This is a genomic window from Actinokineospora globicatena (assembly GCF_024171945.1).
Lineage (GTDB): Bacteria > Actinomycetota > Actinomycetes > Mycobacteriales > Pseudonocardiaceae > Actinokineospora > Actinokineospora globicatena.
Map to the genome: position 1 here is coordinate 866,488 of NZ_JAMTCR010000004.1, position 18,260 is coordinate 884,747.

The 18,260-nt window shown below is 72.2% G+C and carries 19 protein-coding genes; 18 read left to right on the top strand and 1 reads right to left on the bottom strand.

Features of this window, described 5'->3' with window-relative positions; translation table 11 throughout:
- Positions 1-66 precede the first annotated feature (66 nt).
- On the bottom strand, positions 67-546 hold the full coding sequence (locus tag LV79_RS22790; protein WP_253840214.1) for an NUDIX hydrolase: 480 nt from the start codon (positions 544-546) through the stop codon (positions 67-69).
- Between the two features lie 49 nt (positions 547-595).
- On the opposite strand from LV79_RS22790, the gene LV79_RS22795 reads away from it, so the two are divergent.
- From LV79_RS22795 to tpiA, 18 genes are all read left to right on the top strand, one after another.
- Complete coding sequence (locus LV79_RS22795) at positions 596-1,516, top strand: NAD(P)/FAD-dependent oxidoreductase (protein ID WP_253840215.1); 921 nt, start codon at positions 596-598, stop codon at positions 1,514-1,516.
- A 31-nt stretch (positions 1,517-1,547) separates the two neighbouring features.
- The gene (gene rpe, locus LV79_RS22800) at positions 1,548-2,216 is read left to right on the top strand and encodes a ribulose-phosphate 3-epimerase (protein WP_253840418.1); all 669 of its coding nucleotides are present in this window, start codon (positions 1,548-1,550) and stop codon (positions 2,214-2,216) included.
- 513 nt (positions 2,217-2,729) lie between these two features.
- Positions 2,730-3,725, top strand: a complete 996-nt coding sequence (gene ribD, locus LV79_RS22805) for a bifunctional diaminohydroxyphosphoribosylaminopyrimidine deaminase/5-amino-6-(5-phosphoribosylamino)uracil reductase RibD (protein WP_253840420.1) — start codon at positions 2,730-2,732, stop codon at positions 3,723-3,725.
- A 12-nt stretch (positions 3,726-3,737) separates the two neighbouring features.
- On the top strand, positions 3,738-4,355 hold the full coding sequence (locus LV79_RS22810; RefSeq protein ID WP_253840216.1) for a riboflavin synthase: 618 nt from the start codon (positions 3,738-3,740) through the stop codon (positions 4,353-4,355).
- Positions 4,352-5,620 (top strand): bifunctional 3,4-dihydroxy-2-butanone-4-phosphate synthase/GTP cyclohydrolase II, encoded by a 1,269-nt coding sequence (locus tag LV79_RS22815; protein ID WP_253840217.1) that lies wholly within the window; start codon positions 4,352-4,354, stop codon positions 5,618-5,620. The genes LV79_RS22810 and LV79_RS22815 overlap by 4 nt, the downstream gene beginning before the upstream one ends.
- Positions 5,617-6,114, top strand: a complete 498-nt coding sequence (ribH, locus tag LV79_RS22820; protein WP_253840218.1) for a 6,7-dimethyl-8-ribityllumazine synthase — start codon at positions 5,617-5,619, stop codon at positions 6,112-6,114. Before LV79_RS22815 ends, ribH begins: the two co-directional genes overlap by 4 nt.
- Before the next feature lie 26 nt (positions 6,115-6,140).
- Positions 6,141-6,548, top strand: coding sequence for a PH domain-containing protein (locus LV79_RS22825; protein ID WP_253840219.1), 408 nt, complete (start codon positions 6,141-6,143; stop codon positions 6,546-6,548).
- Between the two features lie 69 nt (positions 6,549-6,617).
- Positions 6,618-6,836 (top strand): antitoxin, encoded by a 219-nt coding sequence (locus tag LV79_RS22830; RefSeq protein WP_253840220.1) that lies wholly within the window; start codon positions 6,618-6,620, stop codon positions 6,834-6,836.
- Positions 6,823-7,170 carry a type II toxin-antitoxin system PemK/MazF family toxin gene (locus LV79_RS22835; RefSeq protein ID WP_253840221.1) on the top strand — a complete coding sequence of 116 codons (348 nt, stop codon included), beginning with the start codon at positions 6,823-6,825 and terminating at the stop codon, positions 7,168-7,170. The genes LV79_RS22830 and LV79_RS22835 overlap by 14 nt, the downstream gene beginning before the upstream one ends.
- Positions 7,171-7,818: 648 nt before the next feature.
- Positions 7,819-8,337: a Rieske (2Fe-2S) protein gene (locus LV79_RS22840; RefSeq protein WP_253840222.1), complete on the top strand. Its 519-nt coding sequence runs from the start codon at positions 7,819-7,821 to the stop codon at positions 8,335-8,337.
- Between the two features lie 155 nt (positions 8,338-8,492).
- Positions 8,493-9,515, top strand: a complete 1,023-nt coding sequence (locus LV79_RS22845; RefSeq protein WP_253840223.1) for a GDSL-type esterase/lipase family protein — start codon at positions 8,493-8,495, stop codon at positions 9,513-9,515.
- 117 nt (positions 9,516-9,632) lie between these two features.
- On the top strand, positions 9,633-11,585 hold the full coding sequence (gene uvrC / locus LV79_RS22850; RefSeq protein ID WP_253840224.1) for an excinuclease ABC subunit UvrC: 1,953 nt from the start codon (positions 9,633-9,635) through the stop codon (positions 11,583-11,585).
- A complete protein-coding gene (rapZ, locus tag LV79_RS22855) occupies positions 11,582-12,466 on the top strand; it encodes an RNase adapter RapZ (protein ID WP_253840225.1) in 885 nt (294 codons plus the stop codon). The genes uvrC and rapZ overlap by 4 nt, the downstream gene beginning before the upstream one ends.
- Before the next feature lie 71 nt (positions 12,467-12,537).
- Positions 12,538-13,485, top strand: a complete 948-nt coding sequence (locus LV79_RS22860; RefSeq protein WP_253840421.1) for a gluconeogenesis factor YvcK family protein — start codon at positions 12,538-12,540, stop codon at positions 13,483-13,485.
- 64 nt (positions 13,486-13,549) lie between these two features.
- Positions 13,550-14,536, top strand: a complete 987-nt coding sequence (gene whiA / locus LV79_RS22865) for a DNA-binding protein WhiA (protein ID WP_253840226.1) — start codon at positions 13,550-13,552, stop codon at positions 14,534-14,536.
- Between the two features lie 583 nt (positions 14,537-15,119).
- Positions 15,120-16,124, top strand: coding sequence for a type I glyceraldehyde-3-phosphate dehydrogenase (gap, locus tag LV79_RS22870; protein WP_092780359.1), 1,005 nt, complete (start codon positions 15,120-15,122; stop codon positions 16,122-16,124).
- Between the two features lie 12 nt (positions 16,125-16,136).
- Positions 16,137-17,324 carry a phosphoglycerate kinase gene (locus LV79_RS22875; protein ID WP_253840227.1) on the top strand — a complete coding sequence of 396 codons (1,188 nt, stop codon included), beginning with the start codon at positions 16,137-16,139 and terminating at the stop codon, positions 17,322-17,324.
- Positions 17,324-18,109, top strand: a complete 786-nt coding sequence (tpiA, locus tag LV79_RS22880) for a triose-phosphate isomerase (RefSeq protein WP_253840228.1) — start codon at positions 17,324-17,326, stop codon at positions 18,107-18,109. Before LV79_RS22875 ends, tpiA begins: the two co-directional genes overlap by 1 nt.
- Positions 18,110-18,260 lie beyond the last annotated feature (151 nt).

Sequence of the window (18,260 nt, forward strand, 5' to 3'; positions counted from 1 at the left end):
ACCGGAAAAGGGCGTCGCGCTTCCGGGTGAATTCGCCGGTGGCTTTTTCCCGCAACCATGCGGAAATCAGCCGCTCACGTCCGCACGACCGGTCGGCGGCTTCCGGGTGGCCAGATCGAGGGCGGTGTCCACCAGGTCGGTGCGGTCCAATGTGGACACCTCGGCCAGGTCGAACCAGGCCGCCATGTCGGTGGAGCCGTTCTCCTCGAACCGCAGTTCCCCGCCGATGACGGTGGCCGCGTAGATCACCCGCAGGCCGTGCCAGTCGGTAGCCTTACCCGCCTTGGTCAGCGCCCGGCGCACCCCGGTGCGTTCGCGGAACTCCCGGTGCACCGAGTCGATGCCCAGCAGCGCGTCCACCCGGACCGCGTACCCGGTCTCCTCGGCCACCTCGCGGACCGCGGCGTCCAACGGGTCCTCGCCGTGGTCGATGCCCCCGCCGGGGAGCGTCCACTTCTTCTCCGTGCGACCGACCCACCTGGCCAGGAGGATCTTCTCCGCCTCGACGCACACGGCGTAGGACGCCACCCTCAGGGACCGCTTCACAGGAGGTCAACCTACCCAAACCGCGTCCGTTCAGGGGTAGCGTGCGGACATGGGTACCGATGTCATCGTCGTCGGCGCCGGGGTCATCGGGCTGAGCACCGCGATCCGGTTGGCCGAGTCCGGCGCGAGCGTGCGCGTGTGGGCCGCCGAGCCGCCCGCCGAGACCACCTCCGCGGTCGCGGCCGCTCTCTGGGGACCGGACTTCGCGGACCCCGGCCGCACCTGGGCCTACGCGACCCAGCCCGAGCTGACCAGGCTCGCCGCCGACCCCGCGACCGGCGTCCGGCTCTGCCGGGGCACCCAGGCCTCCGACATCCAGGGCGAGCCGCCGCCGTGGGTCGACCGGCTGCTCGACGTCCGGATGCTCGACCCGGAGGAGTTGGCGCCGGGCATGTTGGTCGGGCTGCGCACCACGGCGCCGATCGTCGACATGCCGCGCTACTTGGACTACCTGACCGCGCGAATCGACGTAGAGATCGAGCTGCGCAGGATTACCTCGCTCACCGAACCGGCAGCGGAAGCGGCGGTGGTAGTCAACTGCACCGGCGTTGGCGCGAGAGAGCTAACTGGGGACGAAGGCTTACGTCCCTGGTGGGGCCAACACGTCGTGGTCACCAACCCGGGGCTAGACGAGTTCTATATAGAGGCGGTGCTCGGCCACGAGTGGGCTGGGTTCTTCCCGCACGGAGACGTCGTAGTGCTCGGCGGGATCTCACGGCCAGACGTGTGGGATCGCACACCGGACCCGTTGGTCGCCGAGGGCATCATCGCCCGCTGCTCCGCGATCGACGCGCGGTTGGCCGACGCGCCGGTGGTGGGGCACCGGGTCGGTCTGCGGCCGTGGCGGGCCAAACCCAGGTTGGAGGCCGAGCAGGTGGGCGCCGCGCGCGTGGTCCACAACTACGGGCACGGCGGCATGGGTGTCAGCCACTCTTGGGGGAGCGCGGACGCGGTCGTCGCCCTGGTCTGATTTAGACTGGTCCCCCGTGTCGACCACGCCGATGATCGCCCCCAGCATCCTGTCCGCCGACTTCGCCAGGCTCGCCGACGAGCTGGCCGCCATCAAGGGCTCGGACTGGGTCCACGTCGACGTGATGGACGCCCACTTCGTGCCGAACCTGACCCTCGGCCTGCCGGTGGTCCAGTCGCTGCTCAAGGCCACCGACATCCCGGTCGACTGCCACCTGATGATCTCCGACCCGGACCGCTGGGCGGTCGGCTACGCCGAGGCGGGCGCGCACAACGTCACCGTGCACGTCGAGGCCGCCACCGACCCGGTCGCCATCGCCCGCGACCTGCGCGCCGCCGGGGCCAAGGCCGGGCTCTCGGTCAAGCCGGACACCCCGCTCGAGCCCTACCTCGAGGTGCTGCGCGAGTACGACACCCTGCTGGTCATGTCCGTCGAACCGGGCTTCGGCGGGCAGAGCTTCATCGAGCACGTCCTGGACAAGGTCCGCACCATCCGCGGCCTGGTCGACACCGGCCACCTCAACCTCCTGGTCGAGATCGACGGCGGCATCAACGCCGACACCATCGAACGCGCCGCCGAGGCGGGCGTCGACTGCTTCGTCGCGGGCTCAGCCGTCTACGGCGCCGCCGACCCCGCCAAGGCCGTCGCCGCCCTGCGCGAACAGGCCCGCTCCGCCAACCACCGCTTCCTCCCGGCCTGACCGGAACCCGGCTACCCGGCCACCGTTAAGCGCCGTGACGGTGGCCTGGGCCCCGCCGCCGCAGCCGGTAACGCCGCCCCCGCCGGTAACACTGCGTCGACCCGCCCTAACGCCAGGGCGCGAAACCCCAGCCCTGCCCCCGTTCGCGACCCGCCCCGCGGACAGCGGACCTCCGGCTTCGGCTCGCTGGCGACCTCTTGCACGGCCCGCCCAGCGAACAGTCGACCCCCGGTCGTGACCTGCTCGCGGCCGCTCGCGCGGCCCGCCCGGCGGACGGCAGACCCCCACCCACCCGGGGGCCACCCACGCTCCAGCGTACCGGAGTTGGCGGTCTGTCAAGGGGTTCCCGGTTGGCCTGTGGATGGTTCGGCGGGTTGTGGACAACTCCGGGGACAACTCCGGCGGCTGCTGGCAAGTCCATTGTGGAGAGTCTCGCCCTGTGGACGGGCGGGTGCGGGGACGTCGTGCCGGACTGGGAGACTGTCCGGCGTGGAGGAGAGCCTGGTCGCGGCGATGCGGTCCGCGGTGGTGCTCGCCGAGGGCGCTCGTGGGCTGACCAGCCCGAACCCGCCGGTGGGCTGTGTCGTGCTCGACGCGGCGGGTCGGCGGGTCGGTGCGGGGGCCACCCAGCCGCCCGGTGGGCCGCACGCGGAGGTGGTGGCGCTGGCGGACGCGGGGGAGCGGGCCAGGGGCGGTACCGCCGTGGTCACCCTCGAGCCCTGCGCGCACCACGGCCGCACCCCGCCGTGCGCCGACGCGCTCATCGCCGCCGGGGTCGCGCGCGTGGTCTATGCGGTGTCCGACCCGAACCCGGTCGCATCGGGGGGCGCTAGAACACTGCGCGGCGCCGGGGTCGTCGTAGAGGGCGGTCTGCTCGAAGACGAGGTCAGCAAAGGACCGCTGCGCGCGTGGTTGCACGCCGTCCGCCACGGTAGGCCGCACGTGACGTGGAAGTACGCCGCGACCTTCGACGGTAGGGTTGCCGCCGCCGATGGGACCAGCCGGTGGATCAGCTCGGCGGTCTCTAGAGCCGAGGTCCACGAGCTGCGCAGGCGGGTCGACGCCATCGTCGTCGGTACCGGAACCGTCCTCACCGACAACCCCGCGCTGACCGCTCGCGCCAACGACGGAACACCGGAGCCCCGGCAACCGTTGCGGGTAGTCGTGGGACACGCCGACCTGCCCGACACCGCCAAGGTGCTCGACGACTCCGCCGGGACGCTGCTGGCGCGCACCCACGACCCGGTCGAGGTGCTGGCCGCTCTGCACGCCCGCGGCATCGTCGACGTGCTGCTCGAGGGCGGCCCGACGCTGGCCGGGGCGTTCACCGCGGCGGGCCTGGTCGACCGGGTGCTGCTCTACCTGGCCCCCGCCCTGCTCGGCGCGGGCCCCGGGGCGTTGGGCGCTTCCGGCGTGTCGACCATCACCGAGGCACACCGGTTGACCGTCGAAGAGGTCACCATGAGCGGACCGGACGTGCGGGTCTCCGCCGTCCCGGTCCGGGACTGAGGAGGAACACCGGTGTTCACCGGGATCGTGGAGGAACGCGGCGCGGTCGTCGCGGTCGAGCAGCTCGCCGACGCCGCGCGCGTCACCATCGCCGGGCCGCTGGTCACCAGCGACGCCAAGCAGGGTGACTCGATCGCGGTCAACGGCGTCTGCCTCACCGTGGTCGACCACGGCGACGGGGCGTTCACCGCGGACGTGATGCGCGAGACCCTGGTCCGCAGCAGCCTCGCCGGGATCGCCGCCGGGGACGCGGTCAACCTGGAGCGCGCCGCCGCGGTCGGGCAGCGCTTCGGCGGGCACATCGTGCAGGGCCACGTGGACGGCACCGGCGACCTGGTGTCGCGCGCGCCGTCCGAGCACTGGGACCTGGTGCGCTTCGGCCTGCCCGCGCACCTGGCCCGCTACGTGGTGGAGAAGGGCTCGATCACCGTCGACGGCGTCTCGCTCACCGTGGTCGAGGTCGGGCCGGACTGGTTCACCGTGAGCCTGATCCCGGAGACCCTGCGCGCCACCACCCTGGGCCTGCGCGAGCCGGGTGACCGGGTGAACCTCGAGGTCGACGTGATCGCCAAGTACGTGGAGAAGCTGGCCGGGCCACACCTGGCCGCCGAAGAGGGGGACCGCAGGTGAGCGACTTCGCCGCCATCGAACGCGCCATCGCCGACATCGCCGACGGCAAGGCCGTCGTGGTGGTCGACGACGAGGACAGGGAGAACGAGGGCGACCTCATCTTCGCGGCCGAGAAGTGCACCCCGGAGCTGCTGGCCTTCATGGTCCGCTACACCTCCGGCTACATCTGCGTGCCGCTGACCGAGACCGACTGCGCCCGGCTCGACCTCCCGCCGATGTTCCACACCAACCAGGACGCCCGCGGCACCGCGTACACGGTCACCGTCGACGCCGCCGAGGGCGTGTCCACCGGCATCTCCGCCGTGGACCGCGCGCACACGATCCGGCTGCTCGCCGACGAGGCGTCCACCGCCAAGGACTTCAACCGCCCCGGCCACGTGGTGCCGCTGCGCGCCAAGGAGGGCGGCGTGCTGCGCCGCCCCGGGCACACCGAGGCCGCCATCGACCTGGCCAGGATGGCCGGGCTGCGACCGGCCGGTGTGCTCTGCGAGATCGTCTCGCAGAAGGACGAGGGCGACATGGCCCGCTACGACGAGCTGGTCGTCTTCGCCGCCGAGCACGACCTGGCGATCATCACCATCGCCGACCTGATCGCCTACCGCCGCCGCACCGAGAAGCAGGTCGACCGGGTCGCCGAGGCCCGCATCCCGACCGCGCACGGCACCTTCCGCGCGGTCGGCTACGACAGCCGCCTCGACGGCATCGAGCACGTCGCGCTGGTCTACGGCGACCTCGGCGACGGGGAGAGCGTGCTGGTCCGGGTGCACTCCGAGTGCCTCACCGGCGACGTGTTCGGCTCGCTGCGCTGCGACTGCGGCCCCCAGCTCGACGCCGCGCTCGAGGCGGTCGCCGCCGAGGGCAGGGGCGTGGTGCTCTACATGCGCGGGCACGAGGGCCGCGGCATCGGCCTGATGCACAAGCTGCAGGCCTACCAGCTGCAGGACGACGGCGCCGACACCGTCGACGCGAACCTGGCGCTCGGCGTGCCCGCCGACGCCCGCGACTACGGCACCGGCGCGCAGATCCTGGTCGACCTCGGGGTCAAGTCGATGCGGCTGCTCACCAACAACCCGGCCAAGCGGGTCGGCCTGGAGGGCTACGGCCTCGCCGTGGTCGACCGGGTGCCGCTGTCGGTGTGGCCGAACCCGGAGAACCTGCGGTACCTGCGCACCAAGCGCGACCGGATGGGCCACGAGCTGGGCAACCTGGAGCAGTACGAGATCGGTTCCGCGGGTGTCGTCGGCACCGCTGGGGAGGACGCGTGAGCGGCGAGGGCAGGCCGGAGCGGGGCGTCCCCGACTGCACCGGCATCCGGCTCGGCATCGCGGTGACCCGTTGGCACGGTGAGATCACCGAGCAGTTGCTGGTCCGCGCGCTGGTGGCGGCGCAGGAGGCGGGCATCGAGGAACCGACCGTGGTCCGTGTGCCCGGGGCGGTCGAGCTGCCGGTGGTGTGCCAGGAACTGGCCCGCCACCACGACGCCGTGGTCGCGCTCGGCGCGGTCGTGCGCGGCGGCACCCCGCACTTCGAGTACGTCTGCGACGCGGTCACCGCGGGTCTGACCAGGGTCGCGCTCGACGAGTCCACCCCGATCGGCAACGGGGTGCTCACCGTCAACACCCTGGAGCAGGCCGTCGACCGGTCCGGGGTGCCGGGCGCGGCCGAGGACAAGGGCTACGAGGCGTGCGCCGCGGCCCTGGAGACCGCCCTGGTGGTGCGCGGGCTGCGCCAGCCGTGGACGGAGAGGGGTTTCGAGTGACCGCCCGGCCGCGCAAGGTGTGGTTGGTGACCGTGCCCATCGCGGTGGTGTTCATCGCGGTGTTCGCGGTCGTGGCCATCCTGCTGCGCGACAGCGGCACCGGGGTGTACTTCCAGGTGTCCGACCAGGTCGCCATGGTCGGCATCGGGGTGCTGCTCGCGCTCGGCGTGCTCTGGCTGACCTGGCCGAAGGTGACCGCCGACGAGGCCGGGATCACCGTGCGCAACCTGCTCGGCCGCACCCGCTACCCGTGGTCGGCGGTGGTCGGCATCAGCTTCCCCGACGGCGCGGCCTGGGCGCGGCTCGAACTGCCCGACGACGAGTACGTGCCGGTCATGGCCGTGCAGGCGATCGACGGGGCGCGCGCGGTCGCCGCCATCCGCGAGCTGCGCGGGCTGCACCGGGCCGCCACCGGGGCCGGGGCCGCTGGGTAGGTCTCTGCTGGTGGGTGGCTGGGGGCAGTGGGTGGCACGGGTGGTGGGAACCGGGGTAGCATCGGTGGTGTGAAGCTGAGTGTGAGCCTGCCGGAGGTCGATGTCCAGTTCATCGACGAGTACCTGTCCCGGTTCGACGTCGCCACCCGGTCCTCGGTCATCCAGGTGGCCATCGGGCTGCTGCGCGAGTCCGCCATGCGCGAGGAGTACGCCCAGGCGTTCGCCGAGTGGGACGCCGCCGACGACGCCGCGCTGTGGGAGTCGACGGTCGCCGATGCGGCGCGGTGACATCCACCTGGTCGACCTCGACCCCAGCCGCGGCTCCGAGGCCAACAAGGTCCGCCCCGCGGTGATCGTCAGCAACGACGCCGCCAACCACGCCGCCACGCGCGCGGGCCGCGGTGTGGTGACGGTCGTGCCGATCACGTCGAACACGGCCCGGGTGTTCCCGTTCCAGGTCCTGCTCCCCGCCGCCGACTGCGGCCTGGTGGCCGACTCCAAGGCCCAAGCCGAGCAGATCCGCTCCGTCGCCACCGGCCGAATCGGCCGCCGCCTCGGCCGCGTGCCCGCCCGCCTGCTGACCACGCTCGACGACGCACTCCGCGTCCACCTCGGCCTCTGACGCGCCTCTTCTGTTCACCTTCCCGCGCCGCGCTGTCGGCCTTTCCGTGCCGTCTTGCCAGCCTCTCACGCTGCTCTGCCTGCCTTGTCGCGCCGTCCTGTGGGGTCTTCCGGGCGCGCCTCCTTCCAGCCTCGGCGTCCTCGTTTTCAGGTTCCGGCGCCGCGCGACTTTCGGGGTTCGGCCTGCTCGTTTCGCAGTTTCAAGCACCCGACTGTCCGGCACTGACTCGCGCCTGCGGGCGGCGCCGTCGGCCTTCGTAATTCCGTCTTCTGGGTGACAGGAGTTGTCCACATGTGGATCTCCGCGGGGGTCGGTTCAAGATCGACTGTCGGGGGGTCCTTGTAGGCTGGACCAGGGCCGCCCCCCCCGGAGAGGGTGGGGGCTGGGCGGGGGTGGGACCGCGCGCGGGCGCGAAGCGGGCGAAGCGGCGTGGTGGGGGCAGGAGCGCGAAGCGGACCTGGTAGAGGCAGAGCGTGAAGCGGGTCCAGTGGGGGCAAGAGGTGGGGTCGCGCGTGGGGGATTCGGGTGTTGGTGGGGGAGTGGGTTTCTGTGCGGGCACTGTGAATACCCCCGAATGGTGAACCGGTCGGGGGGCGGTCGCGTTGGGGTCGGTGTATGCCTGGACTGATTTGAGTGAGGAGGCCCAGCGTGACTGTTGTCGATCCCACCACCCCGACGGCCGGTCGGAGCGAGCGGAGCCGGAGGCAGGTGTTGTGCGGCCTGATGGTCGCCCTGGTGGCGCCCGGTGTGCTGGCGGCGTGCAGTTCCGGCAGTGAGACCTCGGGCGGCCAGACGACCGGAGGCGGCACCCCGAGCACCGGCGGGGCCACCACCGGCGGAGCGACCACGGGCGGGACGACCGGCGGTGGGGCGGCCGGGGCGCTGAGCACCGTCGCGGCCATCCCGGACGGTGGCGGGGTGCTGGTGGCCAACCCGGCGGGTGGGCAGATCCTGCTCGTGCGCTCCGGGGACACCGTGGCGGGGTTCGACCCGTCGTGCCCGCACCAGGGGGCGACCGTCGACCCGCCCAAGGACGGCGTCATCAGCTGCCCGCGGCACTTCAGCACCTTCAACGCGACCACCGGCGCGCGCATCAGCGGCCAGGCGCAGACCGGGCTCAAGACCGTCCCGGTCAAGGTGAGCGGCGACAGCGTGCTGCTCGGCTGAGCAACCCCGGTCCACCCCTGTCGACCGAAGGCTCCACAGTGGACGGTAGGGGTGGGCCGGACGGCCTCCGGACCCAGGTCCGTTCGGGTTATGGATTCACCGGATCCGCCGTGGTTGGGTCAGAGACGACCATCACCTGATCCGGGGAGGCCCCCATGCCGTCCATCCGTGTCCTGGGCCTCGTCGCGGGGGTGGTGCTGGCCGCCGGGTTGCTCGCGGCGCCGCAGGCCGCCGCCGACGAGCGACCCACCGCCGTCGTGTCCCTCGGTGACAGCGCGATCTCCGGGGAGGGCGCGGGCGACTACGAGCCGGGCACCCGGGGCGAGGGCGGCAACTGGTGCCACCGCTCGGCCAACGCGCTGATCCACAAGACCCAGGTCGCGCAGCGCACCATCAACCTGGCCTGCTCCGGCGCGGACGCCGCCAACGTCTCCCTCGCCGACACCACGCACTACACCGAGGGCTCCCAGGCGCGCAGGCTCATCGACGTCGCCAAGGCCAACCGGGTCGTCGCCGTCGTGCTGCAGGTCGGCGCGAACGACGACCCCGCCTTCGCCGACACCCTCGTCGGGTGCATCAAGAAGTGGTTCAACCCCTTCGGTTCCGGCTGCGCCAAGGACCTCCGCGTCCAGTGGCCCGCCCGCCTCGCCGCGATGGCACCCAAGGTCGAACGCGCGGTGGCCGACGTCAAAACCGCCATGCGCCAAGCCGGTTACGCTGACGGCAGCTACAAGTTCGTCATCACCTCTTACGCCTCACCGGTGACGGAGAAGATGGACGCGGTCAACCACGGCCCCCAGGGTTGCCCGCTGCGACTCGCGGACGCCGCCTACGGCCGCACCGAGGCCGTCCCGCAGTTCGCCGACACATACCGCGGTATCGCTGCCCGCACCGGACTGTCCTACCTGGACCTCTCGCGCGCGACCGAGAACCACGAGGCCTGCAGCGGCGGCGACAGCACCGCGGCCGAGTGGCAGAACCGCGTCCTCGTCGACCCGTACGCCTGGGTCTTCGGCGGCCTCGACTCCGTCGGCATCCACATGGCCCAGCAATCCTTCCACCCCAACGCCCGCGGTCACGCCCAACTCGGTCGCTGCCTCACCGAGTTCATCGGCGCCGCGACCTCGTCCGCCCGTTGCCTCGTCGGCACCGACGGCAACCTGCACGCCGTAGCCTGACCCCGCGCGTCGACGGCCCCTGGTCCACCCGGACCGGGGGCCGTCGGCGTCCGCCGGACCGCGCCGGGTCGGTGGTGGGTGCGGTGACTGTCGGGGGTCGGCCGTAGGGTTGGTGCTGTGCCTGATCCGTCCACGTACCGACCGTCGGCTGGGACGATTCCGGACGCCCCCGGCGTGTACAAGTTCCGCGAACCCGGGGGCCGGGTCATCTACGTCGGCAAGGCCAAGAGCCTGCGCAGCCGGTTGAACTCGTACTTCGCCGACGTGTCGTCCCTGCACCCGCGCACCAGGCAGATGGTGACCACGGCGGGCGGCGTCGAGTGGACCGTGGTGTCCACCGAGGTCGAGGCGCTGCAGCTGGAGTACAACTGGATCAAGGAGTTCGACCCGCGGTTCAACGTCCGCTACCGCGACGACAAGTCCTACCCCGTCCTCGCCGCCACCCTCAACGAGGACTACCCCCGCCTGCACGTCTACCGCGGTCCGCGCAAGAAGGGCGTGCGCTACTTCGGCCCCTACGCGCACGCCTGGGCGATCCGCGAGACGCTCGACCTGCTGCTGCGCGTGTTCCCGGCCCGCACCTGCTCCAAGGGCGTGTTCAAGCGGCACGGCCAGATCGGGCGGCCCTGCCTGCTCGGCTACATCGACAAGTGCTCGGCGCCGTGCGTCGGGCGGGTCGACGAGGCCGAGCACCGGGGCATCGTCGAGGACTTCTGCGACTTCCTCTCCGGCAAGACCGACGTGATGGTCAAGCGGCTGGAGAAGGAGATGGGCGCCGCCTCCGCCGAGCTGGAGTTCGAGCGGGCCGCCCGGCTGCGCGACGACATCGGCGCGCTCAAGCGGGCGCTGGAGAAGCAGGCCGTGGTGCTCGGCGACGGGACCGACGCCGACGTGGTGGCCTTCGCCTTCGACGAGCTCGAGGCCGCGGTCCAGGTCTTCCACGTGCGCGGCGGCCGGGTCCGCGGCCAGCGCGGCTGGGTGATCGACCGGCTCGACGACGCGGGCGAGTCGCCGGTCGGCGCGCTGGTCGACCGGTTCCTCAGCCAGTTCTACGGCGACCAGGTCGAGCTCGCCGAGGAGGGCAGCCCGGTCCCGAGGGAGATCCTGGTCCCCGAGCTGCCCGACGACGCCGACGCGGTCACCGACTGGCTCAGCGGCCTGCGCGGGTCGCGGACGGCGCTGCGGGTGCCGCAGCGCGGCGACAAGCGCGCGCTGATGGAGACCGTCGAGCGCAACGCCAAGGAGGCGTTCACCCAGCACAAGCTGCGCCGCGCCGGTGACCTGACGGCCCGCTCGGCCGCGCTGCAGGAGCTGCAGGACAACCTCGGGCTCGACACCGCGCCGCTGCGCATCGAGTGCGTCGACATCTCCCACATCCAGGGCAGCGACGTGGTGGCCTCGCTGGTCGTCTTCGAGGACGGCCTGGCCCGCAAGTCCGAGTACCGCCGCTTCGCGCTGCGCGAGGCCGCGACCGAGGGCGACGTCGCCTCGATCGCCGAGGTGGTGCGGCGCCGGTTCGCCAAGTACCGCGGCGAGACCGGCGGCCAGGACCCCACCCCGGGCATCGACCCGGACACCGGCAAGCCCAAGCGCTTCGCCTACCCGCCGAACCTGCTGGTGGTCGACGGCGCAGGACCGCAGGCCAACGCCGCCGCCGACGTGCTCGCCGACCTCGGCGTCACCGACGTCGCGGTGATCGGGCTGGCCAAGCGGCTGGAGGAGGTCTGGCTCCCGGCCGACCCCGACCCGGCGATCCTGCCGCGCACCAGCGAGGCGCTCTACCTGCTGCAGCGGGTGCGCGACGAGGCGCACCGCTTCGCCGTGGCCTACCACCGGCAGAAGCGGTCCAAGAACATGACCGTCTCGGCGCTCGACGAGATCCCCGGCCTCGGCCAGGGCCGCAAGGCGGTGCTGATCAAGCACTTCGGCTCGCTGAAACGGCTGCGGGCGGCCAGCATCGACGAGATCAGCGGGGTGCCCGGCATCGGGGCGACCACCGCCAAGGCAGTGCACAGGGCGCTGGCGGGGGAACCCGCCGCGCAGGCGAAGGCAGAGGAACAACAGCAGTGAGCACCGATACGGGTGGCCCCGGCATCGAGGTCGCCGTCGTCACCGGACTGTCCGGGGCCGGGCGCAGCACCGCGGCCAAGTGCCTCGAGGACCTCGGCTGGTTCGTGGTGGACAACCTGCCGCCCGAGTTGATCTCCACCATGGTGGAGCTCGGCGCCCAGGCGCAGGGGGTGATCACCAAGGTCGCGGTGGTGATGGACGTGCGCAGCCGCGCGTTCACCGAGGACCTCTCCTCGATCATCAAGGACCTCGACGCCAAGGGCTACCGGCCCCGCGTGCTGTTCCTGGAGGCCACCACCGACGTGCTGGTGCGCCGCTTCGAGCACGTCCGCCGCGGCCACCCGATGCAGGGCGAGGGCAGGCTCATCGACGGCATCGGCGCCGAGCGCGAGCTGCTGCGCCCGCTGCGCGAGGAGGCCGACCTGGTGCTGGACACCTCCACCCTGTCGGTGCACCAGCTGCGGGCCAAGATCGAGGACGCGTTCGGCTCCGACGCCGCGGCCACCACCCGGGTCACCGTGCTGTCCTTCGGCTACAAGTACGGCCTGCCGATGGACGCCGACCTGGTGATGGACGTGCGGTTCCTGCCCAACCCGTTCTGGATCCCCGAGCTCAAGGACCAGACCGGCCGCGACTCCGACGTGCGCAACTACGTGCTCAGCCAGGAGGGCGCCGACGAGTTCCTCGACCGCTACCACGAGCTGCTGCGGTTGATCGGCGCCGGCTACCGGCGCGAGGGCAAGCGGTACCTGACCCTGGCCATCGGCTGCACCGGCGGCAAGCACCGCAGCGTGGCGATCTCCGAGGAGCTGGCCAGGCGGCTGGCCGACGAGGACGGCATGGCGGTCAAGGTCGTGCACCGCGACCTGGGGCGCGAGTGACAGCGGACCCCGACCGGACGGGGACACCGCGAGACCCAGCGCCAGCGACCGACCCGGCGGCGCGGCGGCCGTTGCGGGCGGTGGCGCTCGGCGGCGGCCGGGGCCTGCACGTCACGCTCAGCGCGCTGCGGCTGATCACCGACGACGTCACCGCCGTGGTCACCGTCGCCGACGACGGCGGCTCATCCGGCAGGCTGCGCCGCGAACTCGGCCTGCTGCCCCCCGGCGACCTGCGCAAGGCGTTGACGGCCCTGGCCGGTGCCGGTGGACCGTGGCCCGCCGTCTTCGAGCACCGCTTCGGCGGCACCGGCGCGCTGGCGGGCCACGCGGTGGGGAACCTGCTGCTGGCGGGCCTGCTGGAGGTCGTCGGCGACCCGGTCCGGGCGTTGGCCGAGGCGGCCGCGCTGATGGGCGTCACCGGCCGGGTGCTGCCGATGTCCACCGACCCGCTCGACATCGAGGCCGAGGTGACCGGCCTCGAGGAGGACCCGGACACGGTCCGGCGCATCCGCGGCCAGGTCGCGGTGGCCACCACCCCCGGCCGGGTCCGGCGGATCCGGCTGCACAACGCCAACCGCAAGACCGAGCCCCCGGTGGCCTGCCCCGAGGCGGTCGCGGCGGTGCTCGACGCGGACGTGGTGCTGCTCGGGCCCGGCTCCTGGTTCACCAGCGTCCTGCCGCACCTGCTGGTGCCGGAACTGCACGAGGCGCTCGTGCGGACCGCCGCCGCGCGGGTCGTGGTGCTCAACCTCGTCCCCCAACCGGGGGAAACCGCCGGGTTCTCCCCGGAGCGCCACTTGGACGTACTCTGCGAGCACGCGCCCCGGCTGCGGGTCGACGCGGTCATCGCCGACGCGGACTCGGTGTCCACCCCGGACCGGCTGCGACGTGCGGCCTCCGTGCTGGGGGCGGACATGTGGCTGGACCCGGTCGCCGCCCCCGCGCGACCGGACCGGCACGACCCGGCCGCCCTGGCGGCCTGCCTGCGCCGGGCGATCGCGTCGGTGAGGGCGCGCTGACCGCACCCGGCGCTCGTGGTGGGATGTACCGGCGCCCGAACCGGGGCCGGGAGAGGAGGACCCTGTGGCGATGACCGCCGCTGTCAAGGACGAGCTGAGCAGGCTGGCCGTGGCCAAGACCTGTTGCCGCCGTGCCGAGGTGTCCTCGCTGCTGCGGTTCGCGGGCGGGCTGCACATCGTCGCGGGCCGGGTGGTGGTCGAGGCCGAACTGGACACCGGCGCGACGGCGCGGCGGCTGCGCAAGGAGATCCACGAGCTCTACGGCCACCACGCCGACGTGCACGTGATCACCTCGGGTGGTCTGCGCAAGGGCACCAGGTACGTGGTGCGGGTGGTCAAGGACGGCGACGGCCTCGCCAGGCAGACCGGTCTGCTCGACCCGCGCGGCCGCCCGGTGCGCGGCTTGCCCGCCCCGGTCGTCTCCGGTGGGGTGTGCGACGCCGAGGCCGCCTGGCGCGGTGCTTTCCTCGCGCACGGCTCGCTCACCGAGCCGGGCCGCTCGTCCGCGCTGGAGATCACCTGCCCCGGGCCGGAGGCCGCGCTGGCCATCGTCGGCGCCGCCCGCCGGATGGGCATCGCCGCCAAGTCCCGCGAGGTGCGCGGCGCCGACCGGGTCGTGGTGCGCGACGGCGACGCCATCGGCGCGCTGCTGACCAGGCTCGGCGCGCACTCCAGCGTGCTCGCCTGGGAGGAGCGCCGGATGCGGCGCGAGGTCCGGGCGACGGCCAACCGGCTGGCCAACTTCGACGACGCCAACCTGCGCCGCTCCGCGCGGGCCGCCGTCGCCGCCGCCGCCAGGGTGCAGCGGGCGATGGAGATCCTCGGCCCCGACGCCCCGGACCACCTGACCGCGGCGGGGGAGCTGCGGCTGCAGAACAAGCAGGCGTCGCTGGAGGAGCTCGGCCAGCTCTCGGACCCGCCGATGACCAAGGACGCGGTCGCCGGTCGGATCCGACGGCTGCTGGCGATGGCCGACAAGCGCGCCAAGGACCTCGGCCTGCCCGACACCGAGTCCGCGGTCACCCCGGACATGCTCGAAGCCGACGCCTGAGCGTCGGTTTCACTCCCTGACTCACTCCCTCCCGCCGCCCGCCCCCTCGTCCCCGCCCGGCATCGTTCCCGGCTTGGTGGGGCGGCCTCCTGGCCTGCACCACCTTTGGGTCTCCCGGCATCGTTCCCGGCTGGGGAGGTCGGCTTCCTGGCCAGGGTGTTGGTTGTGGACCAACCGTCACCCCATCTTGTGATCTGGGTCTCCCCAGGTATCCGGGCCGCTGCCGGTGACCTCTTGACCACCGGGAGCGCGGGTGCCGCTTGGGGGAGGGGCACCCGTGGGGGGAGTGGGGTGGAGTCCGCCCGGCGTGGGGGCTGGCGGACTCCACTCCGCTGTTTCCCGCGCGGCGCCTACTTGATTGGTTCCGAACCCCGGCGATTCGGTCACACCCGGGGTCCTCGCGCGTCCGACTGTCTGGTCGTCGAACAGTTGTCCCAGGCGGCGCGGTCTGATTCGATAAAGAGAGACCGCTGACCTCCTGACCTGCGCGCGGCCGGGTGAACGCTAGGGTTCCCGGGAGGGCGGATGTTCCGCCGGGCCGTCCCCGGCCCGGCCAACCAGTCGCAGAAACGAGGAGACCCAGGTGACGGTTCGCGTAGGTGTCAACGGTTTCGGTCGGATCGGTCGCAACTTCTGGCGAGCCGTGCAGGCGAGCGACCACGACATCGAGATCGTGGCCTTCAACGACCTCGGTGACGTCGCGACCATGGCCCACCTGCTCAAGTACGACAGCATCCTGGGCAGGCTGCCCCAGGACGTCTCGGTGACGGCCGAGGGCATCAAGGTCGGCGACACCACCATCAAGGCGCTCGCCGAGCGCGACCCGGGCAAGCTGCCCTGGAAGGACCTGGGTGTCGACGTCGTCGTCGAGTCCACCGGGTTCTTCACCAAGGCCGCCGACGCGCGCAAGCACGTCGACGAGGGTGGCGCCAAGAAGGTCATCATCTCCGCGCCCGCCAAGGGCGAGGACCTGACCGTGGTGCTCGGCGCGAACGAGGGCCAGTACGACGGCTCGCAGACGGTGATCTCCAACGCCTCCTGCACCACCAACTGCCTGGCCCCGCTGGCCAAGGTGCTGCACGACGCGTTCACCATCGAGCGCGGTCTGATGACCACGATCCACGCCTACACCCAGGACCAGAACCTGCAGGACGCCCCGCACAGCGACCTGCGCCGGGCCAGGGCCGCCGCGCTCAACATCGTGCCCACCTCGACCGGCGCCGCGAAGGCGATCGGCCTGGTGCTGCCCGACCTCAACGGCAAGCTCGACGGCTACGCGCTGCGCGTCCCGGTGCCGACCGGCTCGGCGACCGACCTGACCGTCACCCTGGGCCGCGACGTGACCCTCGACGAGGTGCAGGCCGCCTACCAGGCCGCCGCCGACGGTCCGCTCAAGGGCATCCTGCGCTACAACACCGACCCGATCGTCTCCGCCGACATCGTCACCGACCCGGCGTCGTGCATCTACGACGCGCCGCTGACCAAGGTCAGCGGCAACCTGGTCAAGGTCGTCGGCTGGTACGACAACGAGTGGGGCTACTCCAACCGCCTCGCCGACCTGACCGCGCTCGTCGCCTCGAAGCTGTAGAGGGGTCCCGGTTTGAAGACTCTCGACGACCTGCTCGCCGAGGGCGTGACCGGTCGGCGCGTGCTCGTGCGCGCCGACCTCAACGTCCCGCTCGACGGCGAGACGATCACCGACGACGGCCGGGTCCGCGCGTCGCTGCCCACCATCACCCGCCTCGCCGAGGCCGGTGCCCGGGTGGTCGTCGCCGCGCACCTCGGTCGCCCCAAGGGCGCCCCCGAGGCGAAGTACTCGCTCGCCCCCGTCGCCGCGCGGCTCGGTGAGCTGCTCGGCCGCGAGGTCGCGCTGGCCACCGACGTGGTCGGCGAGTCCGCCAAGGCCACCGTCGCCGGGTTGGCCGACGGCGGGGTCGCGCTGCTGGAGAACGTGCGCTTCGACGCGCGGGAGACCAGCAAGGACGCCGCCGAGCGGGACGCGCTGGCCACCGAGTTCGCCGCGCTGGCCGACGCGTTCGTCTCCGACGGCTTCGGTGTGGTGCACCGCAAGCAGGCCTCGGTCTACGAGGTGGCCGCCAAGCTGCCCGCGTACGCCGGTGGTCTGGTGCTCGCCGAGGTCGAGGTGCTGCGCACGCTCACCGGTGACCCGGCCCGCCCGTACGTGGTGGTGCTGGGCGGCTCCAAGGTGTCGGACAAGCTCGCGGTCATCGAGTCGCTGCTGCCGAAGGTGGACGCGATCCTCGTCGGCGGCGGCATGTGCTTCACCTTCCTCGCGGCCGAGGGCCTCGGGGTGGGCGACTCGCTGCTCGAGGCCGAGATGATCGACACCTGCAAGCGGCTGCTCGCCGAGCACCCGGAGAAGATCCTGCTGCCCGCCGACGTGGTCATCGCCGACGCGTTCTCGGCTGACGCCAACACCCACACCGTGCTCGCGGCCAACATCCGCGAGGGCTGGAAGGGCCTGGACATCGGTCCGATCACCGTCGAGCGCTACCGCGAGGTCATCGCGGGCGCGGGCACGGTGTTCTGGAACGGCCCGATGGGCGTGTTCGAGCTCGCCCCGTTCGCCGAGGGCACCAGGGGGGTCGCGGAGGCCATCGTCGCCGCGGACGCCTTCTCCGTCGTCGGCGGCGGTGACTCGGCGGCCGCGGTCCGGCTGCTGGGGCTGCCCGAGGACGGGTTCTCGCACATCTCCACCGGCGGCGGCGCCTCCCTGGAGTTCCTCGAGGGCAAGGACCTGCCCGGCGTCTCCACCCTGGAGGGTTGATGGCCAGGCAGGTGCTCATCGCGGGCAACTGGAAGATGAACCTCAACCACCTCGAGGCCATCTCCCTGGTGCAGAAGATCGCCTTCTCGCTCCCGGAGAAGTACTACGCCAAGGTCGAGGTGGCGGTGCTGCCGCCGTTCACCGACATCCGGTCCATCCAGACCATGGTGGACGGCGACAAGCTGCTGCTTCGCTACGGCGCCCAGGACATCTCCCGCTACGACTCCGGTGCCTACACCGGCGAGGTGTCCGGGCTGATGCTGGCCAAGCTGGGCTGCTCCTACGTCACCGTGGGGCACTCCGAGCGGCGCGAGTACCACGACGAGACCGACGAGCTGGTCAACAGCAAGGTCAAGGCCGCGCTCAAGCACGGCATCGCGCCGATCCTGTGCCTCGGTGAGCGGCTGGAGGTGCGGGAGGCGGGCGAGCACGTGGCGCACTGCGTCGCGCAGCTCGTGGCCGGGCTCAAGGGCCTCAAGGCCGAGCAGGTCGCCAAGGTCGTCGTGGCCTACGAGCCGGTGTGGGCCATCGGCACCGGCAAGGTCGCCACGGCCGCCGACGCCCAGGAGGTGTGCGGCGCGCTGCGGGCCGCGCTCGCCGAGAAGCACGGCGACGAGGTGGCCGCGACGGTGCGGGTTCTCTACGGCGGATCGGTGAAATCCGGGAACATCGGCGAACTCGTCGCCCAGGACGACATCGATGGCGCGCTCGTCGGCGGGGCCAGCCTGCAGGCCGACGAGTTCACGAAACTGTGCGCGATGGCCGCGGGCGGACCGCTGCCGTAGCGCTGTTGTCGCAGTTCAGGGCACTGGGAATGGTCATTCCCAGTGCCCTGGTCGCTTTTCCGGACCGTGCACGTGCACGTGCAGACGGCCATGTCACCGCGAGTTCCCGGGAAACTGGTAACGGGGTGGGCACGCCACGTCGGGGCGGTGG

Coding starts and splice junctions, on each gene's coding strand:
- LV79_RS22795 (WP_253840215.1), top strand. CDS start 596: ATGGGTACCGATGTCATCGTCGTCGGCGCCGGGGTCATCGGGCTGAGC.
- rpe (WP_253840418.1), top strand. CDS start 1,548: ATGATCGCCCCCAGCATCCTGTCCGCCGACTTCGCCAGGCTCGCCGAC.
- ribD (WP_253840420.1), top strand. CDS start 2,730: ATGCGGTCCGCGGTGGTGCTCGCCGAGGGCGCTCGTGGGCTGACCAGC.
- LV79_RS22835 (WP_253840221.1), top strand. CDS start 6,823: ATGCGGCGCGGTGACATCCACCTGGTCGACCTCGACCCCAGCCGCGGC.
- LV79_RS22845 (WP_253840223.1), top strand. CDS start 8,493: ATGCCGTCCATCCGTGTCCTGGGCCTCGTCGCGGGGGTGGTGCTGGCC.
- tpiA (WP_253840228.1), top strand. CDS start 17,324: ATGGCCAGGCAGGTGCTCATCGCGGGCAACTGGAAGATGAACCTCAAC.